Here is a 2,360-nt window from a genome sequence, read left to right as displayed (position 1 = left end):
TAAACGCATGGGTGATACAGGAGCCTGGTATTGTCGGGATAATATCATTCTCCCTACCGATTATCCTTGCCATCAGCTCCTGCATCTGGTTGACATCATTAGGGACATAATTTCTAGCTGGTCGTTCTCCTCTCTGTTCAAGATATCTAGGGCTAGAATCATTAATGGTCTGCTTCTGAAACTTTATAACTACACCATTGGTATACAAATAGCCCTCAAGAATACGCATTGCGTCTGAAACGCCTCCATTTTCATTTCGTTCAAAAATCATCCCATCCATGCCGTCCGGCAACAACCAAACCTTTTTCAAAAAGGGCATATCCTGAACATCTATAGTTTTACTGTTTTGTAGAGTCTTTTCACGTAATACAATTAACTGCTTAAATCCCGGAGGATACATCCTCTTTGTCGCCAGATAAGTTTTATATGTATCCTCTGGCCTAGAAATTACCGCCGCCCAGCGATTTTGCTCCAATGGCGCAGAGTCATTATAGGCCACAAAAGATGATGGCAGGTCGAGCATATAACGCCCGACGCAATAGGGTTTTATTTCGGAATTCAGTTTTTTCATAGTTTCCTGCTGTGATAATGTCAGTTTTTGTGCAGAAGGTGCATAAGGGCGAAAGTATTGATACCCCCCATATCCCAGCGCAACAAAAACAGCAAGAGCAATCCCTCTCCGTATTATTTTATCCATTGTGATACCTTGTTAGTAATCCATCACCCTTTTCGACTGTTCAAAAAGCTCCGGGACGGACACGGACGCTACGGCTAAGGGTGTCCCAAAAAGCGATAATTTCTTCCTTGCTATAGGAGGTCGGTGGCATACGTTGATTATTTAAGATCAGCATAAAACCCGGACTCTGGTAACTGGCCGTCATCTCATTGATATACATTTCAAATTGATATCGAGGTTCATCGTTATCCTCCTGTAAGCCTGCTGCTAGAAATTCCTGCGCCTGTAAACCATTGACAATAAAGGCACCATTTCTTTCTACTCTTCCTCGTGAGCGAGAGATATTACTCTTTATCTCTCCCATCCTGTCTAATAGGGTATTTTCTTCCGGTGTAAAGTTATTATTGGAAACCACAACACGTATATTATCGAAAATATTACTGATAAATCTTATCTTAATATCTTCTTCATCCTTTTCCGTCAGGTCGCTGGCAATAAACGCATGGTTAATACAAGAACCAGGCATTGTCGGAATGTCGTCATTCTCCCTACCGCTTATCCTTGCCATCAGCGACTGCATCTGGCTAACATCATTAGGGACATAATTTCTAGCTGGTCGTTCTCCTCTCTGTTCAAGATATCTAGGGCTAGAATCATTAATGGTCTGCTTCTGAAACTTTATAACTACACCATTGGTATACAAATAGCCCTCAAGAATACGCATTGCGTCTGAAACGCCTCCATTTTCATTTCGTTCAAAAATCATCCCATCCATGCCGTCCGGCAACAACCAAACCTTTTTCAAAAAGGGCATATCCTGAACATCTATAGTTTTACTGTTTTGTAGAGTCTTTTCACGTAATACAATTAACTGCTTAAATCCCGGAGGATACATCCTCTTTGTCGCTACATAAGTTTTATACATATCTTCTGGCCTAGAAATTACCGCCGCCCAGCGATTTTGCTCCAATGGCGCAGAGTCATTATAGGCCACAAAGGATGATGGCAGGTCGAGCATATAACGACCGACGCAATAAGGTTTTATTTCGGAATTCAGTTTTTTCATAGCTTCCTGCTGTGATAATGTCAGTTTTTGTGGAGAAGGTGCATAAGGGCGAAAATATTGATACCCCCCATATCCCAGCGCAACAAAAACAGCAAGAGCAATCCCTCTCCGTTTTATTTTATCCATTGTGATACCTTGTTAGTAATCCATCACCCTTTTCGACTGTTCAAAAAGCTCCTGGACGGACACGGACGCTACGGCTAAGGGTGTCCCAAAAGGTAATAATTTCCTCTTTGCTGTAGGAGGTCGCTGGCATAGAATCATTCTCTAAGGTCAGAATGAAATTAGGGGTTTTATAGCTAGCTGTCATTTCATTGATAAACATATTAAAGCTATAACGCGGCTCATCCTGATATGCCTGTAAACCCGTCGCGAGTAATTCCTGTGCCTGTAAACCATTTACAATAAAGGCCCCTTTTCTCTCCACTCTGCCGCGGTATAAGTTACTTTTTATCTCACCGGCTCTATCCAACACTGTGTCGTCTTCACGCGTAAAGTTGTCGGTGGAGAGGATGATTCTGATATGTTCCAATCGCTGACTTTCAAGTCCAACAGAGATATCTTCTCGCTCCTTTTCCGTCGGGTCGCTGGCAATAAACGCATGGGTGATACAGGAGC

Annotated in this window: 2 protein-coding genes and 1 pseudogene; all 3 read right to left on the bottom strand. The window is 42.5% G+C overall.

Annotated features, from left to right (window positions below; genetic code table 11):
- Positions 1 to 697 (bottom strand): annotated as a pseudogene (locus tag DW47_RS0113590) (T6SS immunity protein Tli4 family protein); the annotation flags it as partial.
- Positions 698 to 737: 40 nt separating this feature from the next.
- Positions 738 to 1,868 carry a T6SS immunity protein Tli4 family protein gene (locus DW47_RS0113585; RefSeq protein WP_029686968.1) on the bottom strand — a complete coding sequence of 377 codons (1,131 nt, stop codon included), beginning with the start codon at positions 1,866 to 1,868 and terminating at the stop codon, positions 738 to 740.
- A 40-nt stretch (positions 1,869 to 1,908) separates the two neighbouring features.
- Positions 1,909 to 2,360: T6SS immunity protein Tli4 family protein (locus DW47_RS0113580; RefSeq protein ID WP_029686967.1), on the bottom strand; the 452-nt coding region annotated here is incomplete at its 5' end.

It is taken from the genome of Tatumella saanichensis (assembly GCF_000439375.1).
Lineage (GTDB): Bacteria > Pseudomonadota > Gammaproteobacteria > Enterobacterales > Enterobacteriaceae > Tatumella > Tatumella saanichensis.
The sequence above is the reverse complement of the archived record's forward strand: the minus strand, read 5'-3'. Positions and strand labels throughout refer to the sequence as shown.

What these genes read in the sequence shown, in the direction of transcription:
- DW47_RS0113585 (WP_029686968.1), bottom strand. Translation starts at nt 1,868, where the DNA reads ATGGATAAAATAAAACGGAGAGGGATTGCTCTTGCTGTTTTTGTTGCG.